The sequence below is a fragment of the Gordonia sp. OPL2 genome (assembly GCF_003797825.1).
Lineage (GTDB): Bacteria > Actinomycetota > Actinomycetes > Mycobacteriales > Mycobacteriaceae > Gordonia.
In genome coordinates this window covers 80,084-102,910 of record NZ_RKME01000011.1, presented here as the reverse complement: position 1 = coordinate 102,910, position 22,827 = coordinate 80,084, and the positions used below count along the sequence as shown (strand labels likewise).

The 22,827-nt window shown below is 67.5% G+C and carries 20 protein-coding genes; 8 read left to right on the top strand and 12 right to left on the bottom strand.

The window, feature by feature from the left end; genetic code table 11:
* Nucleotides 1-3: 3 nt before the first annotated feature.
* From EEB19_RS13170 to EEB19_RS13160, 3 genes are read right to left on the bottom strand one after another with little or no spacing between them, the layout of a single operon-like run.
* Nucleotides 4-684 (bottom strand): response regulator transcription factor, encoded by a 681-nt coding sequence (locus EEB19_RS13170; RefSeq protein ID WP_187586924.1) that lies wholly within the window; start codon nucleotides 682-684, stop codon nucleotides 4-6.
* Between the two features lie 3 nt (nucleotides 685-687).
* Nucleotides 688-1,884 carry a MacS family sensor histidine kinase gene (gene macS / locus EEB19_RS13165; protein ID WP_187586984.1) on the bottom strand — a complete coding sequence of 399 codons (1,197 nt, stop codon included), beginning with the start codon at nucleotides 1,882-1,884 and terminating at the stop codon, nucleotides 688-690.
* A 2-nt stretch (nucleotides 1,885-1,886) separates the two neighbouring features.
* Nucleotides 1,887-3,209: an AI-2E family transporter gene (locus EEB19_RS13160; RefSeq protein ID WP_262365637.1), complete on the bottom strand. Its 1,323-nt coding sequence runs from the start codon at nucleotides 3,207-3,209 to the stop codon at nucleotides 1,887-1,889.
* Between the two features lie 58 nt (nucleotides 3,210-3,267).
* Here EEB19_RS13160 and EEB19_RS13155 point away from each other — a divergent pair, with 58 nt between their 5' ends.
* Both EEB19_RS13155 and EEB19_RS13150 read left to right on the top strand, forming a co-directional pair.
* Nucleotides 3,268-4,482 (top strand): YbhN family protein, encoded by a 1,215-nt coding sequence (locus EEB19_RS13155; RefSeq protein WP_187586922.1) that lies wholly within the window; start codon nucleotides 3,268-3,270, stop codon nucleotides 4,480-4,482.
* A 66-nt stretch (nucleotides 4,483-4,548) separates the two neighbouring features.
* On the top strand, nucleotides 4,549-4,938 hold the full coding sequence (locus EEB19_RS13150) for a DUF3054 domain-containing protein (protein WP_262365647.1): 390 nt from the start codon (nucleotides 4,549-4,551) through the stop codon (nucleotides 4,936-4,938).
* A 64-nt stretch (nucleotides 4,939-5,002) separates the two neighbouring features.
* Here the strand turns inward: EEB19_RS13150 and EEB19_RS13145 are convergent, their stop codons facing one another.
* On the bottom strand, nucleotides 5,003-6,646 hold the full coding sequence (locus EEB19_RS13145; protein WP_187586920.1) for an NTF2-like N-terminal transpeptidase domain-containing protein: 1,644 nt from the start codon (nucleotides 6,644-6,646) through the stop codon (nucleotides 5,003-5,005).
* Between the two features lie 168 nt (nucleotides 6,647-6,814).
* Here EEB19_RS13145 and EEB19_RS13140 point away from each other — a divergent pair, with 168 nt between their 5' ends.
* On the top strand, nucleotides 6,815-7,561 hold the full coding sequence (locus tag EEB19_RS13140) for a pirin-like bicupin family protein (RefSeq protein ID WP_187586919.1): 747 nt from the start codon (nucleotides 6,815-6,817) through the stop codon (nucleotides 7,559-7,561).
* Here the strand turns inward: EEB19_RS13140 and EEB19_RS13135 are convergent.
* From EEB19_RS13135 to EEB19_RS13125, 3 genes are all read right to left on the bottom strand, one after another.
* The gene (locus tag EEB19_RS13135) at nucleotides 7,518-8,291 is read right to left on the bottom strand and encodes a sterol desaturase family protein (RefSeq protein WP_187586918.1); all 774 of its coding nucleotides are present in this window, start codon (nucleotides 8,289-8,291) and stop codon (nucleotides 7,518-7,520) included. The two genes, EEB19_RS13140 and EEB19_RS13135, sit on opposite strands and share 44 nt — an antisense overlap.
* 74 nt (nucleotides 8,292-8,365) lie before the next feature.
* Nucleotides 8,366-9,124, bottom strand: coding sequence for a FadR/GntR family transcriptional regulator (locus tag EEB19_RS13130; RefSeq protein ID WP_187586917.1), 759 nt, complete (start codon nucleotides 9,122-9,124; stop codon nucleotides 8,366-8,368).
* Between the two features lie 69 nt (nucleotides 9,125-9,193).
* Complete coding sequence (locus tag EEB19_RS13125) at nucleotides 9,194-9,778, bottom strand: hypothetical protein (protein WP_187586916.1); 585 nt, start codon at nucleotides 9,776-9,778, stop codon at nucleotides 9,194-9,196.
* Nucleotides 9,779-10,170: 392 nt separating this feature from the next.
* Here EEB19_RS13125 and EEB19_RS13120 point away from each other — a divergent pair, with 392 nt between their 5' ends.
* Entirely contained in the window at nucleotides 10,171-11,775 is a 1,605-nt protein-coding gene (locus EEB19_RS13120) for a 13E12 repeat family protein (RefSeq protein ID WP_262365636.1), read from the top strand.
* Nucleotides 11,776-11,778: 3 nt separating this feature from the next.
* Here the strand turns inward: EEB19_RS13120 and EEB19_RS13115 are convergent, their stop codons facing one another.
* Complete coding sequence (locus tag EEB19_RS13115) at nucleotides 11,779-13,242, bottom strand: NAD(P)/FAD-dependent oxidoreductase (protein ID WP_187586915.1); 1,464 nt, start codon at nucleotides 13,240-13,242, stop codon at nucleotides 11,779-11,781.
* Between the two features lie 74 nt (nucleotides 13,243-13,316).
* On the opposite strand from EEB19_RS13115, the gene EEB19_RS13110 reads away from it, so the two are divergent.
* Together EEB19_RS13110 and EEB19_RS13105 are read left to right on the top strand one after the other, a co-directional pair.
* Nucleotides 13,317-15,350: a M13 family metallopeptidase gene (locus EEB19_RS13110; RefSeq protein WP_187586913.1), complete on the top strand. Its 2,034-nt coding sequence runs from the start codon at nucleotides 13,317-13,319 to the stop codon at nucleotides 15,348-15,350.
* 85 nt (nucleotides 15,351-15,435) lie between these two features.
* A complete protein-coding gene (locus tag EEB19_RS13105; protein ID WP_262365646.1) occupies nucleotides 15,436-15,903 on the top strand; it encodes a potassium channel family protein in 468 nt (155 codons plus the stop codon).
* Between the two features lie 131 nt (nucleotides 15,904-16,034).
* On the opposite strand, the gene EEB19_RS13100 is transcribed toward EEB19_RS13105, so the two are convergent.
* The gene (locus tag EEB19_RS13100) at nucleotides 16,035-17,162 is read right to left on the bottom strand and encodes an NDMA-dependent alcohol dehydrogenase (RefSeq protein WP_187586909.1); all 1,128 of its coding nucleotides are present in this window, start codon (nucleotides 17,160-17,162) and stop codon (nucleotides 16,035-16,037) included.
* A gap of 175 nt (nucleotides 17,163-17,337) precedes the next feature.
* On the opposite strand from EEB19_RS13100, the gene EEB19_RS13095 reads away from it, so the two are divergent.
* Nucleotides 17,338-19,401, top strand: coding sequence for an MMPL family transporter (locus tag EEB19_RS13095; RefSeq protein WP_187586907.1), 2,064 nt, complete (start codon nucleotides 17,338-17,340; stop codon nucleotides 19,399-19,401).
* A gap of 165 nt (nucleotides 19,402-19,566) precedes the next feature.
* Nucleotides 19,567-20,526, top strand: coding sequence for a R2-like ligand-binding oxidase (locus EEB19_RS13090; RefSeq protein WP_187586905.1), 960 nt, complete (start codon nucleotides 19,567-19,569; stop codon nucleotides 20,524-20,526).
* Between the two features lie 43 nt (nucleotides 20,527-20,569).
* Here EEB19_RS13090 and EEB19_RS13085 read toward each other — a convergent pair whose 3' ends face one another.
* The 3 genes from EEB19_RS13085 to EEB19_RS13075 are packed head-to-tail and all read right to left on the bottom strand — an operon-like array spanning nucleotide 20,570 to nucleotide 22,808.
* Complete coding sequence (locus EEB19_RS13085) at nucleotides 20,570-21,220, bottom strand: ABC transporter ATP-binding protein (protein WP_187586903.1); 651 nt, start codon at nucleotides 21,218-21,220, stop codon at nucleotides 20,570-20,572.
* Nucleotides 21,217-21,999: an ATP-binding cassette domain-containing protein gene (locus EEB19_RS13080; RefSeq protein ID WP_262365635.1), complete on the bottom strand. Its 783-nt coding sequence runs from the start codon at nucleotides 21,997-21,999 to the stop codon at nucleotides 21,217-21,219. The genes EEB19_RS13085 and EEB19_RS13080 overlap by 4 nt, the downstream gene beginning before the upstream one ends.
* Complete coding sequence (locus tag EEB19_RS13075; protein WP_262365645.1) at nucleotides 21,996-22,808, bottom strand: ABC transporter permease; 813 nt, start codon at nucleotides 22,806-22,808, stop codon at nucleotides 21,996-21,998. The genes EEB19_RS13080 and EEB19_RS13075 overlap by 4 nt, the downstream gene beginning before the upstream one ends.
* Nucleotides 22,809-22,827: the final 19 nt, after the last annotated feature.

Here is a 22,827-nt window from a genome sequence, read left to right as displayed (position 1 = left end):
CGCTCACCCGTCCAGTCCGTGCTCGATCGCATACCGCGTCAGCTCCACTCGGTTCCCGAGTTGGAGCTTTCGCAGTGTGGCCTGCACGTGATTCTCGACGGTCCGGTGACTCAACGACAGCCGGGTAGCGATCTGCTTGGCGCTCAGTCCCTTCGCCACGTACCGCAACACCTCGGTCTCACGGTCGGTGAGCGACGGTCGGGTCCGGTCGGGATCGGGTTCGGCGGACATCCGCCGGTACTCACCGAGGATCAGCCCGGCGAGCCCGGGCGTGAACACCGCCTGACCGTCGGCGGTCGCCCGGACGGCCGCCACGAGCTCCGACCGCGACGAACTCTTTACCAGATAGCCACTGGCGCCGGCCTTCACGGCCTGCAATACATCGTCACGCTCATCCGACGCCGACAGCACGAGCACCCGCGATGCCGGGGACGCCTCGAGCACCGCTGCCGTCGCCTCCGCCCCGGAGCCGTCCGGTAGCTGCATGTCCATCAGCACGACGTCGGGAGTCACCGCGCCCGCCCGACGTCCGGCGCTGCCCACGCCGTCGGCGGTCGCCACCACCTCGAACCCCTCCTCCTCGAGGTCGCGGGCCACCCCGTCGCGCCACATCGGATGATCGTCGACGACCATCACCCGCAGACGATCCGCTGCCACACCGTCCCCGCCATCCGACCCTGCCATCGTTCAGGCCTGCCTTTCCACTGGAATCGTCAGTTCCCATTCTGTGCCCAGCCCCGGCCCGGAATCGAGGACCGCGGTACCGCCGAGCGCCTCGACCCGTCCGACGATGGACTTCGAGATCCCCATCCGACCTTGCCGTTGCGCCTCATCGAGCCTCCCCGGAGCGATGCCCACACCATCGTCGCGCACGCTGACCACCACGCGGTCACCGAGATCCTCGAGCAACACGAAGGCCTGGGCGCCGTCGCCGGCGTGATGCGCGACGTTGTCGAGCGCATTGCGCACCACGGACCGAAGCTGTTCGGCGACAACCACATCGACACCGACGGCTACTCCCGGCGAACTGACCGACACGTGTTCACCGGCGAAAGATCGCAGCACACCGGCGAGGTCGACGACCGCGGTCCCGACGTCGATGTCGTCGTCGACGTCGGAGATCAGCCGGCGCAGGGCACGTTCCTGCTGCCCGGCGAGTTCGGCGAGTTCGGTGGTGTCGCCACCGATCTCCCGCCCCCGCTTGGCGATCAGCGACAGCACCTGCAGCACGCCGTCGTGGACCTCGCGCGAGAGTCGTTCGCGTTCCTCGGTCGCCGCGGCGACGGCCGCAGCCTGGGTGAGCACGGCGTGGGCGCGCCGCGCGATGACCGCGGCAAGCCCGACCGCCATCCCGGTCGCGACGATGATGATGATCGTGGCGTTGCGACCGAAGTTGAGGTCGAACGCCCCCTTGACGAAAGAGCTCGTCCCGCCGACGACGAGCCCGCCGACGATCCCCCAGATCGGACCGGCCAGCAGGGCGACGGAGATGACGGCGTTCACTGCCCACAGGGTCGTCGGCCATGTCTGGTTGTTCAGCGCCCATGAGGTCTCGGCGACATACGATGTCGTCAGCATGAGCGCGCAGGCGACGACGACGTCGGCGACCACCCAGTAGACGTTTCGTCCGAATCCGACGTAGTAGGCGATCCCGGACGCCACCGACCACGCGGTCAGCAGACCGAACAGCACCCACGCGGCGTCGTCGTGCAGGAGGTCGTCGTTGATGGCGATCTGGAAACCCAGCGCGTACAGGTAGGACAGGAACCGGAACAGTTGCGCGGCGCGCCACAGCGGTCCGACCGGATCGGTGTCGGCAGCTCGGGCGATCTGCGACGCACGGCTGGGACTCGACCGACTGTGCGTCTGCGCCCCGCCGCCCATGCTCACGCCCGAGGATCGTCGCCGGGACGGTCGGATTCGTCCGTCGCGCCGGGTGAATCCGGGGCGGCGGGATCGGGATCCGCCTCATCCCGCCCGGCGATCACCGAGCGCGCTTCCTCGTCGGCCTCCGCCGGCGCATCGATCCGGTCCCAGCGCGGCTCGTCCGGTTCGGCGACGTACATCTTCCCGTCGCGGGCCGCCGCACGTTCGGCCAGGCTGGCTGCGCTGTCCGCGAGATGGCGGATCGCGGTGTTGGCGAAAGCGATCAACGGGACGGCGAGGAGTCCGCCGATGATCCCCGCCGACACGATTCCCGCGGCGATCGCCAGCACCACCGCGACGGGATGCAGCCGCACCGATCGTCCCAGCAGGAAGGGTTGCAGCACATGGCTTTCCAGCTGCATGACACCGATCACGATGGCCAGCGCGATGACTGCGGCGATCCAGCCCTGCGTCACCAGGGCGACCATCACCGCCAGTGTGCCGGTGACGAGCGCGCCGACGATCGGGATGAAGGCGCCCAGGAACACCAGCGAGGCGAGCGGAAGTGCCAGCGGCACGCCGAGGATCGCGAGACCGACACCGATGCCGAGGGCGTCGACGAAGGCCACCGCCACGGTCGCCCGCACATAACCGACGAGCGTGCCGAAACCCGCGGTACCGGCCGCCCGGACGCGGCCGCGGGTGCCGTGCGGAACGAGTTTGGTGACGAACGTCCAGATCTGTCCGCCGCCGTACAGAAAGAAGATGAGCAGGAACACCGACAGCAGGGCGCCGGTGATGATTTCCGTCGCGGTCGTGGCGGTGGCCAGTGCGCCGCTGGTCACCTTGTCCTGGTTGTGCTCGAGGAAGGTGGTGACCTCGTTGCCGAGGTTGTTCACCTGGTCCCGGTCGACGCCGATCGGACCGTCCACCAGCCAGTCGCGACTGCGGTCGATGGTGACGGTGATCTGCTTCGTCAGCTCCGGGAATCCACGGATGAACTCCTGCACGACGAAGGTCATGACCGCCGACAGCAGGCCGAGCGCGACGATGATGGTCACGAGGACCGCCAGCGACCGCGGTACCGACCGACGATCCATCGCGTCGACGACCGGCACGAGCATCGCCGCACCGAGGATCGCGAGCGCCACCGGCACCAGGACCTCTTCGAACTCGTGGAACACGCGGAGCAACACGAAGGCGCCGGCTGCGATGACGAGCAGTCGCCATGTCCACTCGGCGGTCGCCCGGACCAGGGGATGAACCTTCTCGCGGTCCGCGACGGCGACGGCCCTGCGGGCAGCCTCGCGCCGCGATGGGCCGTCGGTGTCGGCATCGCTCACGCCTGTCAGCGTAGCCGTGGATGCCGATCCTGAGCGTTCCTGTGGATATGGTGTGCACATGTCGTCGGAGGGGACCGGTTCCGGGAGTGTGGCCACGCGGTCGCGCTTCTGGTGGCTGCGATGGCTCCTGTTGGCGATCGTGCTGGTCATCCTGGCCGCCGAGATCGTCCTGATCTCACCCAGTCTGGAAGAGGCATGGCACCGGATCGGTGACCTCGACTGGGTGTGGATCCTCGCCAGCATCGGTGCGGCCCTGCTGTCGATGGACAGCTTCGCGCAGGTCCAGCGGGCTCTGCTGCGATCGGCCGGGGTGAAGGTGTCGCAGTGGCAGTCGTTGTCGGTGATCCTGGCCTCGAACTCGGTGAGCCAGACGATGCCCGGCGGCCCAGTGCTGTCCCCCGCATTCGTCTACCGCGAGACCCGCAAATGGGGCGCCACCCCCGTCGTCGCGTCGTGGCAGGTCGTGATGTCGGGCCTGCTGGCCGGTGTGGGCCTGGCCGTCCTCGGTTTCGGCGGTGCGCTGCTGGCCGGCGCCAAGACCAGCCCCTTCTCCGTCTTCTTCTCCGTCGTCGGTTTCGTCGCCGTCGCCGTCGTCTTCCAGTACCTGGCCAGCCACCCGGAGTCGCTGCAGAGCACGGTCCTGCGCATCGTGGAGTGGACCAACCAGATCCGCAACAAGCCGCGCGACCACGGCCACGGCCGGGTCATCGAGACGCTCGAGCAACTTCGCGCGGTCCAGCTCACGCAGCGTGACCTGGGGATCTCATTCGGGTGGAGCCTGTTCAACTGGGTCGCCGACGTCGCCTGCCTCGCCTTCGCGTGCTGGGCGGTCGGCGCGCACCCCAGCATCGCCGGTCTGATGGTCGCCTATGCGGCCGGTAAGGCCGTCGGTACCGCGGTGCCGCTGCTGCCCGGCGGGATCGGCGTGGTCGACGCCGTCCTCGTGCCCGCTCTGACCAGCGCCGGAATGCCCGCCGCCGACGCCATCACCGCGGTGCTCGTGTACCGGTTGATCAGCTATGTCCTGATCGCCGCCGTCGGCTGGGTCGTCGTGCTGGTGATGTTCCGCAACAGCTTCAAACAGGGCGACACCCTCGAGGACGAGATCGACGAGGATAAGGCCGACGAGGCCGCCCCGGACATCGAGCGCCGCACCGCCGACGAGTCCGACGGCCGGCACGTCGACGACCCGCCGGGCGACTCGACGAACGACACCGTGGACACGGGCGGGGAGCCGGAGAGTTCCCGCAGGCCCGACGACCCGCTACCGTAGAAAACCATGTCGGAGTCCCCAGCCGTCGCCGCGGTCGGCGATCTCCCGGTCCGGCGTCAACTGCCGATGCCCGTGACCGCGCTCCTCGATCTCATCGCGGTCACCGTGTTCGTGATGATCGGTCGGTCCAGCCACGAAGAAGGCCTGACTGTCGTCGGCATCCTGCAGACACTCTGGCCGTTCGCGATCGGCGCGGCGGCCGGATGGTCGATCGCCTATGTCCTCTCCCACGTCCGCTCCAGCGACGATAGCTTCGGGCACGACTTCCGGCCCGAGCGGATCGTGCCGGCCGGGCTGATCGTGTGGTTCTGCGCCGTCGTGATCGCGATGATCCTGCGTTACCTGCTCCACCAGGGTGTCGCGTTCAGTTTCATCATCGTGGCGACCATCTCGCTGGGTGTCTTCCTCATCGGATGGCGCGCGGTGGCGGCATTCGTCGCCAAACGGTCCGCGTAGGTCACCCGACCGCGCCGATCACCTCGCCGGACCGATCACCTCACTGGAACGGTGGAGCCGTCGATCACTTGATGCGGAAGTACTTCTGCGCGACCTGCAGGGCGGCCGTCCCCGACTTCTCGCCCTCGCAGTAGATCACCAGCACCTTCCCGCCCTGGAGGCCGACGAACCAGCCCGGGCCCTGCGGGCCGTTGGTGCCCACCAGCGCCTTCAGCCCGGGTGCCGCGGTGAGGTCGCTGGCGTCTCCGGTCTTCGCGGTCTGGGTCATCGCGGCGAGAACCGGACCGGTCGTCGCACCGTCGAGCTCGCCGAGTTTCCCGCCGACGACAGTCGTCGGGACGCCCTTGATGACGTAGGGGACGACCGACGACATCTGACCGGCGGACGCGCGCGCCATCGCGACGCCCAGGGCGCCCATGTTCGTCATCGAATAGCTCGCCCCGCCCGGGGAGAAGTCGACGGTCTGCACGCCCGGCCGTTCGGCGGTCGGGGTGCTCAGACCGGGCACGGTGAACTGGACGCCGAGGCCCAGTCGGTCCAGAACTGTTTCTGCCGCACCCTGATTCGTGTTCGCGACGCGATCGACGCCGGCGAGCACCGGGTTGAGCGTGCTGCCCACCGGATACGGGGTGTTGGCGTTGATACCGCGCTCGATCGCATAGCTGTTCTGGGCCATGCCGAGGATCGCGCCGGTGCCCGCATCGAGCGCCATGATGGTCGCCGGCTGGCCGACCTCGACGGCGGCGTCACCCAATGACAGCTGCAGGTTCTGGTCCACGGTCGTCTCGACGTCCGGGCCGGCCGGGCCCTGCTCACCGGCGAGTTTCCGCGGCTTGAGACCCGGGCCGAGCATCTGGACCTGCCATCCCGCGGTGGCATCGCGGATGGCCTGCCAGTAGTTGGTGAGTCCGGGCTCCATCGGCGATGACAGCCGACGGTCGGCCATCACCAGCTTGCCCGTCTTGCGGACGGTCACGCCCGGCACCGCGGCTGGATTCGACTGCAGCACCTGCATGTCCGGGTCACGGAGGGTGACCGCGGTGATCGGCTTGCCCGACGCCTGTTTCAGTTCGTCGGAGATCACCTGTGCGGTGATCAGCGGCGCGATCGGCTCCAGCGTGCGCGCCAGCGCCCGGGCCGACGCCGGGAGGTCCCTGGTCTGCGCCGGGTCGAGGATGATCTCGTTGACCGGCTGCAGGTACATGAACGTCTTGCCGGAGCGACTGTTGACGGTCGGGGGCGGGGTGGCGTCGGTGCGGATCTCGCGGAGCTGACCGCCGTAGGGCAGGCCCGGGTAGACGATCGACGGCTCCCAGGTGACCTTCCAGCCGGTCGACAGGTGCCGCGCGGTACCCGAACTCGTCGTCTCGAAGGTCCGGTCCTTGGCCCAGCGCCACGTGCTCTTCAGGGAGAACGAGGCGGTGCCGTCGCTGTATTCGACGGGCTTCTCGACCGCCATGTCCAGGTGCTCGGCGTTCATGCCGTTCAACGTCAGGGTCAGCGCCTCGGTCGCCTGTCCGGGCGCGGTGGTGTACTTCGCGGCACCGCCGGCGTCCTGGCGTTCCATCGCAGCAGCGAAGGCGCGCACCGCACCCGCGGCGTCGTTGTCGGTCGACGCACCGATCCCACACGCGCTGATCGCCAGGGCGATGCTGCATGTGGCCGCAGCGCAGGCCACCGTCGGCGCACGCTTCACCCAGATCTTCATGTTCACAATTTTCACTCTTGTCACAGCGGATATCGATCCCGCCAGCTTCCATTCGGGGATCAGAGCGGTCACGATCCTGTCTCGAGCATCCGGGTCGGTCGTCGAAGACGGCTCGGACCGCCGCGGGTCCGTGGCATCCGGACCCGTTGATCCGGCCCATAATGAGGCATGGGCTTTCGAGTGATTGCGGCCGAGGACCGAGTGGTGACCACGACCGACTGGCTGACGTCCCGCCATAGTTTCTCCTTCGGCGATCACTACGACCCATCCAACACCCATCACGGTGTCCTGTTGGTGAATAACGATGATGTGGTCGCTCCGTTACAGGGCTTTGACCAACATGCGCACCGCGAGTCCGAAATCGTCACCTGGGTCACTTCCGGCTCACTGGTTCACCAGGATTCGGAGGGGAACTCCGGGATCGTCTATCCCGGTCTGGCACAACGGATGAGCGCGGGGACCGGGGTGCAGCACTCGGAGCGAAACGACACCTGGCCCGACCGGCCGGGTGCGGGCACGGTCCCCGCCCGGTTCGTCCAGATGTGGGTCATGCCCGATGAGTCCGGTCTGACGCCGTCGTATGCCCACGCCGACATCTCGGATCAGTTACGAGACGGGGGTCTGGTCGCCATCGCATCGGGGGATCCGCGCGTCGATTCGGCCATCCGCATCGCCAATCGGTCGGCAAGCCTCCATGTCGCGCGACTGGGTGCGGGGACGTCGATCAAGGTGCCGGAGGGACGGTACTCGCACCTCTTCGTCGTCGCTGGCGGACTCGAGATCGGCGGTACACGGATCGATGAGGGTGACGCGGTCCGCGGCGAGGATCTCGGCGGCGAGAGCCTCACCGCCGTCTCCGACGCCGAGGTCCTCATCTGGACGATGGATCGCGATCTGCGGGACCTGATGGGGTGAGCGCGTGCAGGTTCTTCGCGGTCGGCGACTTCTCCACCGAGTCGGGGTCGGGATGGGTCCGCAGCAGTCGATCGGCGGTACCCGACGTGGTCACCGTGAACCAGTAGTGCTCGTTGCGGTAGTGGTGGAATCGATGGTTGCGCCAGGTCGACCGGAAGAAACGTGAGCGCGGCTTGTAGTCGGTGTGGATGAGGTAGTGGGTCCATTCGTAAACGATGCCGAGGAGACCGAGCACCACCAGGAAGGTCAGCCCGCGTTCGACGCTGCGGAACACCACCAGCGCCACGACAAGCGCGGCGATGAGAACCGGGATCAGCGCACGCCAGGGGATGAAGATCAGCGGGATGTCGCGCGGGTCGTTGTGGTGCTCACGATGTTTGCGTGCCAGCAGGGTGTCCAGAGTCACCGGCCCCATCCGCTTGGGACGCCAGTGCAGGATGAAGACGTGGATCAGCCACTCCGCGAGCGGGAAGACCGCCACCATCACCACGGGCACGAGCAGGTCGGCGAGTCCCCAACCGCCGATCCAGATCCGGGAGACGACGGCCCCGAGCAGCAGGGCGCCGATCATCCAGGGCGACGGATGCCGCACGAACTCGGCAAATGCCGATCGCAGGGTGACGTTGCGTCGCGAGGTCCGTAGTCGTCGTTCGTCGGCGGCGACGCGGCGACGGGCACGCGCATCGATTGACCCCGACCCACTTGTGCCCGTGTGCGGTGTCTCTGACATCTGTTGTCTCCCTTGTCCGGGCTGTGATCTGAAGGTGGGCGCGAAGCCGCGTCGGCCGTGCTCGTCTGCCGTCCTCAGCGCTCCGACTCGTCGGCACCGGCCGCCTCGGCCGCCTCGGCGTCGGCGAGGGCGGTGCACATGGCGAGCAACGTGGCGGTCGCCGGGGCAAGCAGGTGCTGGGCCGCCCGAGCCGCCTCGTCGGGCCGACAGTGTTCGATCGCATCGACGACATCGCTGTAGCCGGCCACGTTCCCGACCTCCGGCTCCAGCACCGCGGCGAGCGCCGGAAGCGCCGGCTCGTATGCCGCACGCAGCGAGTTGTACATGAGTCGAAACGCGATCGAATCCGCCGCATCGATGACTCGGCTCCAGAACTCCAGAGCGACCACCTGCTGTTGCACCGGGTCGAGGTCGGTGGTCAGGTCCGCCACACACTCGCGGAGCAGCATCACGGCGCGTTCGTCGGCGCGTTCCGCGGCGAGTTCGGCCACCTTCGGTCCCACGAGCGCTCTGGCCTCGACGATCGAGCGCGCGACCGTGGGCACCAGACGGCCGTCACGGACGAGCAACCGCGGCAGCAGGTCGAGACCTCCGGATGCAGCCGGGTCGAGCACCCGCGTGCCCTGCCCCTGCCGGATCGACACCAGGCCGGCGGCAGCGACCCGGCGTAGCGCCTCCCGCACTGCCGGCCGGGACACACCGAGCAACCGCGCCAGATCGCGCTCGCTCGGCAGCGTGTCCCCGGCGGGAAGGTCGCCGGACAGCACGCCGGACACGATCTGCTCGTAGACGTCTTCGGGCACGCTCCGTGGCGCGATGGGCTCGAACGGCATGCCGCATACCCTAGGACCTGCGCGATCAGGTGGTCAAGTGGTCAGACCAGTGACAGATCAGCGGGGGCTTTATGGAGCCACTGCCGCCTCTCGCGCCTCTCGTGGCCATACGAGGGGCCCCGCAATCAGTTCGTCATGCCCGCACCGGTACTGATACCTCGTCCATTTGCGGCCGCAGTGGTCGTACAGGACGCGTGCGGTGCTGTAGTGGACACCTTCGCGCGTCGTGGCGATCACCCGGTCATAGACGGTTGGTGCGAGTGTCGCGTGAAGAATCGCGCAGCGAACCAGTGCCGCCGTCAGCCGCGCGGGCCCGGGAGTGCCGTCGTCGTACGAGCGCCATCCCGCCAGCGGAGGTACGTCCCGGAGTGCGTTCTCCAGTGCGCCGATGAGGGCACAGAGTCCACCGCTGCCCGGGTCGTCCTGTCCGGCAGGAACCATGAACGTCGACGGAGTCGAATCATGTTTCGTGAAAACCTCTTTGGCGATCGCGAAGTCGGCCGACCCTGCCGCCCAGCGATGTTCGGCCACTGCTGCCATCACCTCGGCCACCGAGGGGCCCAGACTCGGCGGCGCAGGTACACCGTTGCTCGAGTCATGCATCACCAGAGCGACAGGACGGGCCTTCAGATCGAAGCAGAGATGTAACGCCATGCTCAACGCCTTTCTCAGGACCATAGAGAACATTCTTCGCCGCAATGCATCGGCAGCCGACACTCAACACGGGTTGAGATCGACTGGTGCACAACATGAGTGCTGCAGTGAGGAGATCTGGCGGATAAAGCAAGGCTAACCTTATAGCCGCGCGTGAGAAGAGACAATACTGTCGGTCCACCTTGGTGGGCGATTCACAGAAATCAACCGATGTTGTGGACGAGCGCGCTGACGAGGGTTCTTGTCGGTGGGGTGTCGTAGGTTGGTTTCTGCAGGACCGAGATGATGATGTGTCGGCCGCGTTCGGTTGTTTCGGGTGGCGGCTTTGTTCCAGAGATATGTGTGACCGGTGGTGCTGCGGTCGGTGTCGGTGTCTCTGGAAGGTGTTGGTGGTGTCTGCTGTCGCGGGGTGGGAGATGTCGCGGTGGTGGCGTGCGCGGTCGCCGTGGCCGGATCTGCCGGCGTTCTATACCGGTGATGTGCATGCCGATGATGTGACTGATCTGATCGGCACTCATGTCAACGAGTTGGTGGGGTCGATGGCCTCGACTCAGCGTGCCCGTTCGTATCTGGCGTGGCACAACTATCAGTTGGCTGCAGAGTTGCATCGCCGCCTGGTCGGTGATCGCGATGTTCACGACGTGTTGCTGGTGGACGGGTTCGCTGATTGTGCGGCTCGTGTGTCGGTGGCGTTGGCGATCACCCAGCACGCTGCCGAACAGGTGATAGTGCAGGCGGTGGCGTTGCGGGATCGCCTGCCGCAGGTGTCTGAGCGGTTGCGGGAGGGCCGGATCTCGCCGGAGCGGGTGATCGCGGTGATCGCGCGCACCGATTTGATCGACGGCGCGGACTGCGCGGCCGAGGTGGATGCCCAGATCGCGGCGGAGTTGGATGTGCATGATGGGCCGTGGTCGGCAGAACGGCTACGCGACATGGTCGATCGGATCGTCTACCGCCACGATCCGGATGCGGTGCGTGAACGTCGCCGTCGGGCGTTGGATGGCCGCGACGCCTGGGTGGAGGCCAAAGCCGATGGGGTGGCCAAGGTCGCCGCGACGATGTCGGCGGAGAATGCTCGGATCTCCCGGGACAGCATCGTGGCGCTGGCGGTCACGGCGTGTGGTGAGGATCCCCGCACGATCGCCCAGCGTCGTTCGGATGCGGCGTTCGCCCTGATGTCGCACACCCGGTTCGAGTGCCTGTGCGGGCGTGACGATTGTCCGGCCGAGATTGCCGAACCCGGCAGTGGTGCGGCGTCGAGGATCGTGATTCATGTGGTGGCCGATGAGAACACGATCGCCGGTCAGGCCGACAATGCCGGTTTCGTCGCGGGACACGGGGTGATCTCGGGTGAGCATGTGCGTGATCTGGCCGCCCGCCCGGATGCGGTCGTCACGCCGATCGTGCCGCCGGGTACCCCACGGAACCCCGATGGCACATGGACGGTGCCCGCCCATCAACCGGCCGATCCGTATCGGCCGTCGGCGGCGTTGGACACCTACATCCGGGTGCGCGACGGACACTCGGTGGTGCCCGGTAATGCCACATCAGCGTTCGTGGGCGACGTCGATCATGTCGTGGAGTATCACCACGCCGACCCTTCCGCCGGCGGGCAGACGGTGCCGGAGAATCTCAACGTCAAAGACCGGTTCTTCCACATCCTCAAGACGTTCGGTTCCTGGGTCGATGACCAGTATCGGGATCGGCGCGGCCGGCTGCGGCAAGAGTTCATCACCCCGGAAGGTTTGGTGATCCCCGGCGACCCCGACAACCTGGAAGTGTTGTTTCCCGGCCTGCGACGCATCCGCTTCGCACCGCCGCCGCGAGCTGCAGGTGCGGCCGACCCGAGAGCGGATGACCTGGCGCCTGATGATCAGGCACCACCCACCCGTCCCCGCAGCCGCCTGGCCGCGAAATACGCACGCCGACAACAAGAACGCGAACGCAACCGCCGACGACGCGAACAGAATGAACGCGAAGGAGACGAGGGCGACTGACGGTCAGCGCACCGAATCCAGCAATCTCAACCAGATCTCGCTGACCGTCGGATACGACGGGACCGCATGCCACAGCCGATCCAGCGTCACCTCGCCGACGATGGCCACGGTCGCCGAGTGGACGAGTTCGGCGGTGTCCGTACCGATGAAGGTCGCACCGACGAGGACGTCGCGTCCGCGATCGATGACCAACTTCGCCCGGCCGGAGTGCTCGGGATCGACCAGGTACGACCCGGCGACCGAGATATCCTGTTCCGCGACAACCACATCGATGCCATCCTCGCGTGCCTGCGATTCGGTGCGCCCGACCGACGCCATCTCTGGCCGAGTGAACACGACCTGCGGGATCGCGTCCCGGTCGGCCGACGCCGTGTACCGCGAGCCATCGATCGAGCGGCCCTCCGCGCGCGCGGCGATCACATCCCCGGCGACCCGCCCCTGGTATTTGCCCATGTGGGTCAAGGCGACTCGCCCGTTGACGTCACCCACGGCGTACAGCCACGGATGGGCAGGCACTGTCATGTGGTCGTCGACTTGGAGGGGCCCCTTGTCATCGACGCCGATCGCGTCCAGACCCAGATCCCTTGTCCCGGGCGCGCGGCCGGCGGCGACGAGGATCTCGTCGACCTCGAGCACCGATGCGTCCGCGCCGTCGCCCGATCCCCCGCTCAGCGTCACCCGGGCGGGTCCGCCATGGATGCGTCCGTATCCGGTGTCGGCGACGTCGGAGCGCTCCACCGCCGATATCTCCGTGCCGAACCGGATGTCGGCACCGCGCTCGGTCAGCGCATCCGCGACGCGCTCTCCGACGAACGGTTCTGCCTTGGGCAGCAACGACTTCCCGCGCACCACCATGGCCAACTCGCGGACACCGAGGTCGAGCAACCAGGTGGCCGCCTCGCAGGCGACCACCCCACCTCCGAGGATCACCATCCGCTCCGGGATCTCGACCAGGTTGGTGGCGTCCCGCGATGTCCACGGTCGGGCTTCGCGCAGACCGGATATCGGCGGGATCGACGCCGTGCTCCCGGTCGCGACCACCACGGCCTGCGTCGCCCGCAACCGCCGATCGCCGACGACGACCTCCCGATCGCCCACGATCATCCCGTGCCCGCGGATCACCTCGATACCGGCACCTCGCGCCCATTCGACCTGAGAGCTGTCGTCGCGGGAATGCGTGATCGAATCGCGCCAGCCGAGTGTGGCGTCGCGGTCCGGCGCGGTGCCGGTGACACGCTCGCGGGCACCACCGAGTCCGGCGGCCCGAGCGAGCGCGGCGCCCGGTCCGAGCAGCCCCTTGCTCGGCATACACGCCCAGTACGAGCACTCCCCGCCGACGAGTTCGTGTTCGACGATGATCGCCGTCCGGTCGCTACCCCGGATCGCGTAGTCCGCCGCGTTCTCCCCGACCGGACCACCACCGATCACGATCACGTCGTAGGAATTGATGTCCGCTGACTCGCCCATGCGTCCACGGTAATGCGATTGCGCCCACAGCAGAGCCGGCTGACGAATCAGGATGGGAGTGCCAGGATGGACGGGTGACCGCTTCGCAGACTGACACCTCGACCGTTTCCGGGATCGATCTCAGCTGGGTCGACGACGGCGTCCGCGTCCAGGACGACCTGTTCGCCCACGTGAACGGCAAGTGGCTGCAGAGCCACGTGATCCCGGACGACCGCCCCCTCGACGGCGCATTCCATGTCCTTCGCGACCGCGCCGAGGAGAACGTGCGCGACATCATCACCTCGTGTGCGGAGTCGGATCCCGACAGCGGGTCCGATGCGCAGAAGATCGGCGACCTCTACGCGTCGTTCATGGACACCGACCACATCGACGCCCTCGGCATCGGTCCGATCACCGGCGAGCTCGAGAAGATCGCCGCGATCAGCACCATCGGCGAACTGAGCGCACGCATCGGCCGACTACAGCGCCACGGTGTCGGCGGGCTCTTCGGCTTCTACGTTGACACCGACGCCAAGCAGTCCGACCGCTACCTCGTGCACGTCGTGCAGTCCGGCCTCGGCCTTCCCGACGAGTCGTACTACCGGGAGGACAAGCACGCCGAGACGCGGGCCGCCTACCGCGACCACGTCGCACGGATGTTCTCACTCGCCGGCGTCGACGACGCCGACGCACGTGGCCAGGTCGTCCTCGATCTGGAGACCGCGCTGGCCTCCCATCACTGGGACGTCGTCCGCCGACGTGACGCCGAGCTCACCTACAACCTCACCTCACTGGCCGACTTCGGCAGCGCGGCAGGCGCCTTCGAACTCGATCAGTGGTTCGGCGGGCTGGGCACGACCGGCGACGCCACGTTCGCCGAGGTGGTCGTCGCACAGCCGTCCTTCATCACCGGGGCCGCCGACCTCATCGCATCCCGTTCGCTCGACGAGTGGAAGACCTGGCTGACCTGGCGCCTGCTGCATTCGGCGGCGCCCTACCTCTCCGCGGACTTCGTCGACGAGAACTTCGATTTCTACGGCCGTACCCTCTCCGGCACCGAGGCGATCCGGGACCGGTGGAAGCGCGGCGTCGGCTTCGTCGAGGACGCCGTGGGATTCGCCGTCGGAAAACTGTACGTGGAGAATCACTTTCCGCCCGAGGCGAAGGCCCGGATGGACGAGCTCATCGACAACCTCGTCGCCGCCTACCGCCGCAACATCTCCGACCTCGACTGGATGACCCCGGCGACACGGGAGCGGGCGCTGACCAAGCTCGGCAAGTTCACCCCGAAGATCGGGTATCCGGCGAAGTGGCGTGACTACGGCACCCTCACGGTCGACCGCGGTGACCTGATCGGCAACGTCGCGCGCGCATCGTCGTTCGAACAGGATCGGGAGTTCGCGAAGATCGGCCAACCGGTCGACCACGACGAATGGTTCATGACACCCCAGACGGTCAACGCCTACTACAACCCGGGTATGAACGAGATCGTCTTCCCGGCCGCCATCCTGCAGCCGCCGTTCTTCGACCCGGATGCCGACGACGCCGCCAATTACGGTGGCATCGGCGCGGTGATCGGTCACGAGATCGGCCACGGGTTCGACGACCAGGGCGCCAAGTATGACGGCGACGGCAATCTCTTCGACTGGTGGACCGACGACGACCGCACCGAATTCTCCTCTCGCACACGTAAACTCATCGATCAGTACAGCGAGTTCACCCCGAACGGCCTCGACGACGAGTACAAGGTCAACGGCGATTTCACCATCGGCGAGAACATCGGCGACCTCGGTGGATTGTCGATCGCGCTGGTCGCCTACCAGCTCGCGCGGGCCGGCGCCGGGAGCGAAGCGAGCGGGCCGAGTGATAACGGCGCCGGGAGCGAAGCGGCTCCGGTCATCGACGGGCTGACCGGCGTGCAGCGCGTCTTCTACAGCTGGGCGCAGATCTGGCGGACCAAGACCCGCGACGCCGAGGCGATCCGGCGTCTGTCGATCGACCCGCACTCCCCGCCCGAGTTCCGGTGCAACGGCGTCGTCCGCAACATCGACGCGTTCTACGACGCGTTCGACGTCGCCGAGGGCGATGAGCTCTACCTCGAGCCGTCCGAGCGGGTACGGATCTGGTAGCGCCGGCATGGCGCACGAGGTCGGGGGGATCGGCTCTGGGCCGCGGGGAGGGCTGCCGCCGCACGTGGGGCGCCGTCAGGTCGCGATGGCGATCGCCCGGCCGATCCTCGCGGCCGTCCTCCTTCTGACCGGGTACTTCCTGCTGCCGATCGACAAGGCGAGCAGCGCGAACCTGGCCGGCCTCATCATCGGGTCGGCACTGCTGGTCGCCTTCGTCGTCTGGGAGGTCCGGCATTTCGCGCATTCGCCGTATCCGGTCGCGACCGCCGTGGAGATGCTCGTCGCGTTGGCCGCGTTCTACATCGTGGCCTTCGCGGCGACCTACTTCTTGCTGTCGGAGTACGGGCATGACAATTTCAACGAGCGGCTCACCCGTATCGACGCGCTCTATTTCTGTCTGACCGTGTTCACCACCACGGGATTCGGCGACATCTCGGCGGTGTCGCAGCCTGCCCGCGTCATCGTGTCGATCCAGATGGCGAGCACCCTGGTGCTCCTCGGGCTCGGACTCCGTTTCCTGAACATCCTCGTCACGGCCCGGGCCCGGCGCTAGCGCGCGGCACGGTCACACACCGAACGAGACGGGCCGCGGCCGGCGTGCACGGGTGGTGCACACCGGGCCGCGGCCCGACGCTGATCGGACGGCGTCCGATCAATCGCAGTTCCGACCAGTAGCAGTTCCGATCAGTAGTCGTCGTCGCCGTACACGATCATGCCGCGAATGTTGTTGCCCTCCAGCATGTCGTCATAGGCCTCGTTGATCTGGTCCAGCCGATAGGTCTGGGTGACCAGATCGCCGAGGTTGAGCTTCCCGGCGCGGTACTCGTTGAGCAGCGTCGGTACCTGCGTCCGCGGGCTCGCGCCACCGAAGATGGCTCCCTGCACGCGCTTCTGCAGCAGCGTCAGCTCGAACAGGTTGATCTGCGCGTCCATCGACGCGAAGTTGCCCATACCCGTCACGACGACCTGACCGCCCTTGCCGGTCAACGCGAGAGCCGGCGCCAGCATCGAGCCGTCGATCTCACCGACGGTGAGGATCGTCGTGTTGGCCATCTTGCCCCAGCTGATCTCGCCCAGGACCGGCAGCGCCTCTTCCATCGACGAGAAGGTGTGCGTCGCACCGAGTTTCTCGGCCATCTGCAGCTTGAACGGAACGGGATCGATGGCGACGACGATGCGTGCTCCCGCCGCAGCGGCGCCCTGCACCGAGTTGATGCCCACGCCACCGATACCGACCACCACGACGACGTCGCCGGCATGCGTGCCGCCGATCTCCACCGCGGAGCCCCAACCGGTCGCCACACCACAGCCGAGCAGGGCGGCCTGCTGGAGCGGGATGTCCTCTTCGATCTTCACCAGCGACGCCTGGTTCACCGTGATGTACGGCGCGAACGTCCCGAGCATGCACATCTGGGTCAGCGCCTCACCGCTGCTGGTGTGTGCCCGGTTGGTGTCGTCGGAGATGGACAGTCCGGTGAGGAGTCGGGCGCCCTCGTCGCAGAAGTTCTGGTCGCCGCGCGAGCACGGTTCGCAGACCCCGCATGCGGGGATGAAGGCGGTGACGACGTGATCGCCCTCCTTCAACCGGGTCACACCCGGTCCGACCTTGGTGACCACACCGGCACCTTCGTGCCCACCGAGCACCGGCATCGGCGCCGGGCTGTCGCCGGTGCGCAGGTGGTGATCGGAATGGCACAGCCCCGAGCTGACCAGTTTGACCTGAACCTCACCGGCCACCGGGTCACCGAGTTCGAACTCCTCGATCTGCCACTTCTCGCCCGGATTCCGGAGGATTGCCCCCTTGGTTTTCATCCCTGTGCACCTTTCTGTTGACGGCAACGGAGATCTGACTCACATCGTCGCCTGATATGCACACGTGTGCATATGAAATGAGAAATCCCGTCGCCGTCACCGTGCGGATCCGACTCCGACAATCCCGGCACCTCCGGCCGAGCGACCGACCATACGCTCGTGTCAAGATGGCTTCATGGCATCGACGCCCCGCTTGCGCTGGCTGCTCCCCGCCCTGCTCCTGCTCGTCTGGATCGTCGTCGGTGGCATCACCGGCCCGTTCGCCGGCAAGCTGTCGGGGGTCGCCACCAACGACAACAGCGCATTCCTGCCGGCGTCGGCCGAATCGACCGAGGTCAACAACATGCTCGACGGATTCTCGGACACCGACAGCGTGCCCGCCGTCGTCATCGCCGAGCGCCCGTCGGGACTGACCCCCGCCGACACGGCGTTCCTCACCGAGGCGACCGGCCCGCTCGCGGGGACCGAGGGCTTCGCCGATCAGTTCTCGCCACCCATTCCGTCCCAAGACGGGCAGGCCGCGCAGATGTTCATCCCGATCTCGTCGGCGGGTGAGCCGGCGGACACCGTCGAGAATCTGCGCGACGCACTGCGCTCGCCGCCGGACGGCCTCACAGTGAAGGTGACCGGTCCGGCCGGTCAGATCGCCGATCTCGGCGAGGCCTTCAGCGGCATCGACGGACTGCTCCTGCTCGTCGCCGGGTCCGTGGTCATCCTGATCCTGATCGTGGTCTACCGGAGTCCGATCCTGCCGTTCGTGGTGATCATCTCCGCGGTGTTCGCCCTCGGCCTGGCGTCGGGCCTGGTCTATCTGCTCGCCGACAACGACGTCCTCGAACTCAACGGCCAGAGCCAGGGCATCCTGTTCATCCTGGTGTTCGGCGCGGCGACCGACTACGCCCTGCTACTCGTCTCCCGATTCCGCGAGGAGCTCACGACCGTCGACGACAAGTACGCGGCCCTGCGCTCGGCCTGGCGCGCGACCATCGAGCCCGTGTCGGCGTCGGCCGGCACCGTGATCCTGGGCGTGCTGTGTCTGCTGTTCTCCGACCTCAACTCCAATCGCAGCCTGGGCCCGGTGGCCGCGATCGGTATCGGCGCCTCCTTCCTCGCCTCGATGACGTTCCTCCCGGCAGCACTCGCCCTGCTCGGCCGGACCGCGTTCTGGCCGCTGCGCCCCAAGCTCGCCGACGACACGTCCTCGGTCCAGCCAGGCAGTACTCACCGCTTCTGGGCGGGTATCGCCGATCGCGTCGCCGCACGCCCGCGCACGATCTGGATCGCCACCCTGATCGTCCTGCTGGTCGGCGCCGCCTTCGCGCCGACGTTCAAGTCCGACGGCATCGCCCAGACCGACTACTTCCTCGGCTCGGTCGACTCCGTCGAGGGTGCCGAGATCCAGGCGAAACACTTCGACGCCGGCAGCGGCTCACCGACCTGGATCATCTCCGACCAGTCCCAGGGTGATGCCGTGCTGACCGCCGTCCGCGACGTCGACGGGGTCGCCGACGCCGCGCTCGTCGAACGCGCCGGGCAGCCCGCCGTCGTCGACGGCAAGGTCGCAGTTCAGGCGACGCTCACCGACAACGCCGACTCGTTGGCCGCCCAGGACACCGTGGTCCGCATCCGCGACGCCGTGCACCCGATCGACGGCGCCGATGCGCTGGTCGGCGGGACCACGGCCATCGACCTCGACACCCGGACGACCGCCATCCACGACCGCAACCTGATCATCCCGATCGTCCTGCTGGTCGTGCTCGCGGTCCTGATGCTGTTGCTGCGCAGCATCGTCGCCCCGCTGATCCTGCTGGCGACGACGGTGCTCTCGTTCGGCACCACCCTGGGCGTCGCGGCCCTGCTGTTCAACGGTCCGTTCGATTTCGCCGGTGCCGATCCCGTCGTGCCCCTGTTCGCGTTCGTGTTCCTCGTGGCCCTGGGCATCGACTACAACATCTTCCTCATGACCCGCGTCCGTGAGGAGGCGAAGGTGCACGGCACGCACTCGGGCATGATCCGCGGCCTCACCGCCACGGGCGGCGTTATCACGTCGGCCGGTGTTGTCCTCGCCGCCACGTTCGCCGCGCTCGGGGTGATCCCGCTGTTGTTCCTGGCGCAGGTCGCGTTCCTGGTCGCCTTCGGTGTCCTTGTGGACACACTCATCGTGCGGACGTTGCTGGTGCCTGCCCTCACGCTGGACATCGGCAAGCGCGTGTGGTGGCCGAGTTCGTTGTCCCGCTGAGCATTTCGCCACCGAAGCCGGCCGAATCGGACATCTCGGCCATCGCGGCACCCACTGCCGAAACCAAATCGCGATCCTGAGAGTTCGGTGAATCCAAGATGTTTCGTCCTCGCACGGACTAGCGTCGATTCATCGCACCCACATGATGGTCAGCAGGTGATCTCGATGACTCTCGCCGAACACAAAGCCCAGGGACGTGAAGACTTCGCCTCCTTGCGCACCGGAGGTCTCAACTGGGACTCGTTTCCGTTGCGGCTCTTCGTCAAAGGCAATGCGCGCTTTTGGGATCCGGTGGCGATCGACTTCGGACGCGATGCGCTGGACTGGACCGAGATCACCGACGAGCAGCGTCGCAGCACCACCTATCTGGTGAGTCAGTTCATCGCCGGTGAGGAAGCCGTCACCCAGGACATCCAACCCTTCATGAACGCGATGGCCGCCGAGGGGCGCTTCGGCGACGAGATGTACCTGACGCAGTTCTGCTTCGAGGAGGCCAAGCACACGCAGGTCTTCCGGATGTGGATGGATTCGGTGGGCCTCACCGGCGACCTGCAGGCCTTCGTCGCGGACAACCCCTACTATCGGCAACTGTTCTACGAAGAGTTGCCTGCGTCGCTGCACGCACTCGATCACGACCCGTCACCACGCAATCAGGTCCGGGCCAGCGTCACCTACAACCACGTCATCGAGGGCAGCCTCGCCCTGACCGGCTATCACGCCTGGCAGACCGTGTGCACCCGCTACGACATCTTCCCCGGCATGCAGAAGCTGATCCGGTTCATCGGCAACGACGAACGACGTCACATGGCTTGGGGCACCTTCACGTGTCGTCGGCACGTCGCCGCCGACGACACGATGTGGGCGGTCGTCACCGAGCGGATGGAACAGCTCATGCCGTTGGCGCTGGGGATGATCAACTGGGTCAACGAGCAGTTCGACGAGCAGCCGTTCGGCCTCGACAACAACGAGTTCATCGCCTACGCCGCCGACCGGGCGCAACGCCGACTCAGTGCCATCGAGTCGGCTCGCGGCCGTCCGGTCGCCGAGATCGACCTCGACTACTCCCCGGAGGCCCTCGAGGAACAGTTCGGCGAGGAAGACCTGAACGCGCTGGGTCGCGGCTGACCGTCGTCGATCCGTTCGGACGCCGCGGCCTGCGGTGACCGCGTCATGACGGTCGACGCAACTCGACGACCCGGTCGCACCGCCGCTCGATCAACGGCCGGTTGTGGCTGACCAGGAGCATGGCGGTGCCGTCGTCGACGAGCCGTTGCAGCACGTCGACGACCATCCGCGCCGACACCGGGTCGAGCATCGATGTCGGCTCGTCGCAGAAGACGAACCGGGGCGCCTGGACGAGCAGCCTCCCCAGACATGCCCGTTGCAACTGCCCGTCGCTGACCTGTGCCGGGAAGCGATCGAGGAGCGCGACGTCGAGTCCGACACGCTCGGCGACCGGTTCGACCTCGCATCGGCGACGACCGATGGCGGCGGGTTCGGCGATGATCCGCCGCAGCGGCCACCGTGGGTTGGCGACTGTGCGCGGGACCTGAGCGAGCATGCCCATCGCGCCCGGCGCCAACGTCGGCCGCTCGACGATTCCACCGCTCGGTTCGGCCAGTCCGGCCAGGACGCGGAGCAGGGTCGTCTTTCCGCTGCCCGACGGGCCGAGCACACCGGTCATGTGCCCCGGTGCGACCGTCACGTCGACGCCCGTGAACACCACGGTGTCGCCGTAGCGCATTTCGAGTCCGCGACCGACGACGGAGACCGGTGTGGTCGGGGCGGGAGTGTGGGAGGCGCGGGAGTGGTAGCTCATACGACCGGCTCGAAGAAGTCGGCGACGTAGCGATCCGATGCGGCGAGCAACGCATCGGGGGTGTCTTCGGCGACGATCCGTCCGGCGCGCATCACCGCGATCGAGTCGCATCGCCCGTGCCGCAAGGTGTCGATGTCGTGGGTGATGATGAGAACGGCCTTACCGTCGGCGGCGGCCGCGGCGAAGAGCTCCCAGATGTCGCCGGCCAGCCCGCTGTCGAGCGCCGACGTCGGCTCGTCGGCCACGATGATCGGTGGGTCGCCCGCCAGCGCCGCGGCGACGGCGGCACGTTGCGCCATTCCACCGGAGAGCTCATGGGGGTACTGGTCGAGGATCGCCGACGACAGGTGCACATCGCGGCAGAGTTCGGCCGCCGACCGTGGGCCGCGCAGCCGGCGGACGACCTCGTCGAGCTGAGAACCGAGGGTCCGTACCGGTGTGAACGAGGTCGACGGCGACTGCGGCACCAGACCGATGCGGCGTCCACGCACATCCGGCCAGCGCGCGTCGTCGGCGGCGAGTTCCACGTCGCCGACGACGACCGCCCCGTCGGTCCGTGATCCCGGCGGCAGCAGACCGGTCAGCGCCGCGGCGATCATGGACTTGCCACAGCCGGATTCGCCGACCAGAGCGGTGACCGATCCCGCGGGCACGGCGAGATCGGCGTCGTCGAGGACCCGTACCTGTCTCCGCTGCCACCGGTGTCGGGACGTGATGTCGACGGTGAGGTGCTCGATCCTGGCCGGTGCGGACCGACGAACCGTATCCGCGCCGGTCACCGCCACACCTCCCCGGCCGGCGGCAGGCTCGTCCGGCGCAGCGAGGAGGCCGCCGCGGCGCATGCCAGAGCCGTGATCATGAGTGCGACGCCGGGGACCGCCAGCGTCCACCAGGCACCGGACAGGACGTCGCCACGAGCCTGGCCGAGAAGTGTGCCGAGGCTCGCCTCGTCGGGCGACAACCCCACGCCGAGGAAGGACAGCGTCGTCTCGTGCCACACCGCGTGCGGGAGCAGCACTGTCATCGCGACCAGCGCCTGCCCGATCACCGCGGGCAACAGGTGTTGGGTCGCGATGAAGGTCCGCGACGCGCCGGCCAGCCGTGCGGTCTCGACCCACCCGGCCGAGGTGTTGTCGAGCAGTTCGGCGCGCACCACCCGCGCGACCGCGGGCCAATGGGTCAGCGCGATCGACGCGATGATCGCAAGCGGTTCGCCGCGCCACATCGCGGCGATGACGACCCCCACCACCAGGTGCGGTAGCGCGTTGACCCCGTCGACGACCCGCATGACCACGGCATCGACCCAGCCGCCGACCGAGATCGAACCGACGCCGATCACCACTCCGAGCAAGGTCGCCACCACCGCGCATGCAGCGGCGATCACCAGCGAGATCTGCAGCCCCTGGGCGGTCCGCACGGCGAGGTCGTACCCGGAATGGTCGGTACCGAGAAGATGGTCGGCCCCCGGGCCACGCAACGAATCGGCGAAGTCGGGGGCCTGATCGCCGGCCAGCAGTGGCAATCCGACGGCGATGGTGGCGACGACGGCCAGCACCAGCCAGGGTGCGAGCACTCCGAGGCGGAAGATCCACGTCGCGCGGCGCGTG